The organism is Rahnella sp. ChDrAdgB13 (assembly GCF_017655185.1).
In the GTDB taxonomy this organism is placed as follows: Bacteria; Pseudomonadota; Gammaproteobacteria; order Enterobacterales; family Enterobacteriaceae; genus Rahnella; species Rahnella contaminans.
On the sequence record NZ_JAEMGT010000209.1, the window covers coordinates 1 to 1,852 of the forward strand.

The following is a 1,852-nucleotide window of genomic DNA, read 5'->3' on the forward strand; positions in this document are numbered from 1 at the left end:
CGGCACCACTGGATGGTAGCCAAAGCCGCGTGCAGCTTCTTCCTGCCGGGATGTTCCGGGCGGCAGATGGTCGCCCGACCGACGCGCCCGGCTGGCAGCTGAATGCGCTGCAGGCCGCACGGGTCATGGCGGATGCCGACGCCCGCACCAACGATTTCATGTTCGATTTCGAACACCAGACCATCCACTGCGAAAAAAACGGTCAGCCGAACCCGGCTGCGGGCTGGTTTAAACAGCTTGAATTTGACCCGGAGAAGGGCCTGTTCGCCGCCGACGTTCGCTGGACGTCCCGCGCTCTGCAAATGATTGAATCGGGCGAGTATCGCTACGTTTCCGCGCTGTTTTTGTACGACTTACAGGGCAACATCGTACGCCTCATTAATGCGGCCCTGACCAATACACCGGCGCTGGACGGCATGAATGAGCTGCTCGCCGCCGCATCCCTTATTTATATAAACCAAGAGGAAACTCAGATGGACGAACAACTGCGCATTGCACTTTGTTCAATGCTTGGTCTGGCAAAAGATGCCGATGAAGCGGCGATCGCCGTCGCGCTCACCGATGCTCAGGAAAAGCTGCTCAATCCGGCCGCCTGCAGCACCTTCGCTGAACTGGTCAGCAAGAAAGACCTGAGCATTGCGGCGCTATCACAATCAACTAAAACCCCGTCCACGCCTGACCCGTCTCAATATGCACCGGTGGCCGTGGTGGACGACCTGCGTACCCAGCTTGCCGCGCTCAGCCAGAAAGTGTCTCAGTCCGAGGCTGACGCGCTGATTGAGGCTGCGCTCAGCGACGGACGCATTATTACCGGCGCGGATGAAAAATGGATGCGCGATCTGGCGGCAAAAGACATGAGCCTGTTTAAGGCCGGTCTCTCAACCCGCAAACCCAATCCCGCGCTGACCCGCACGCAAACGCGGGGGCAGGCCCCGACCGAAACTAATGCGGCGGCGTTGTCTGTTGATCAGAAAAAGCTGCTCGGTTCGATGGGCCTGGGCGATGACTACCTGACTGAGAAGGAGAAAACGTCATGACAGCAACCACCACGCCACGCAATACGTTCTGGCGGGATTGCATTCTGACGCCTGTCCCGGTGGCGAAAGGCGAAAGCATCCCTGAAGGGGCCATCGTCTGTGTTAATGCCGACGGTTACGCCGTTAATGGCAAAGCTGATACGACGCTGAAATATGCCGGTTGTGCGGCGGAGTCCGTAGACAACAGCGCAGGTGCGGACGGCGACACCGCCGTGAATGTGCGTGCCCACAAGGCATTTCGCTGGGATCAGGATGGCACCATTACTCAGGCTAATCTGCTTGGACGGGCTTATATCCTGGACAACCAGACGGTGACGGCCACGGACGGCAGTGCGGCGGCAGAAGGGAGCGAACCTGCAAAAGAGGCCGCTTACAGCAAGGCCGGGACGATCGTCATGATTGATGACGACGGCGTCTGGATTTACTGAACATAAGGAATACCGAAAATGGCAGAAGTGAACAAAGCCACGCTGGATGTGCTGTTTCTGGCACTGAGAAAAAGCTTCAACGATGCGCTGATGCGTGCAAACCCGACCTGGGATCAGATTGCGACCCTCATCCCGTCCACCACGGCGGCTAACTATTACGCCTGGATGGAGCAGTTCCCGCAGCTGCGTAAATGGATTGGTGACAAGGCTGTTCAGCGTCTGGAACGTCAGGATTACGTCGTACCCAATGATGATTATGAAGCGACGATCAACGTCAAGCGTAACCACATTGAAGACGACCAGTTGGGAATTTATCCGACGTCGGCAGCAGGCTACGGCACCACCGCCGCCAACTGGCCGGATAAGCTGATTTACGACCTGATTAAT

General features: G+C 57.3%; 3 protein-coding genes. All 3 read left to right on the forward strand.

Annotated elements, in window-relative coordinates:
* A partial coding sequence (locus tag J8X26_RS26755; protein WP_208952555.1) for a phage protease occupies positions 1–1,037 on the forward strand: 1,037 nt, incomplete at its 5' end.
* On the forward strand, positions 1,034–1,465 hold the full coding sequence (locus tag J8X26_RS26760) for a hypothetical protein (protein ID WP_208952556.1): 432 nt from the start codon (positions 1,034–1,036) through the stop codon (positions 1,463–1,465). The genes J8X26_RS26755 and J8X26_RS26760, both read left to right, overlap by 4 nt.
* 18 nt (positions 1,466–1,483) lie before the next feature.
* Positions 1,484–1,852: Mu-like prophage major head subunit gpT family protein (locus J8X26_RS26765; protein ID WP_208952557.1), on the forward strand; the 369-nt coding region annotated here is incomplete at its 3' end.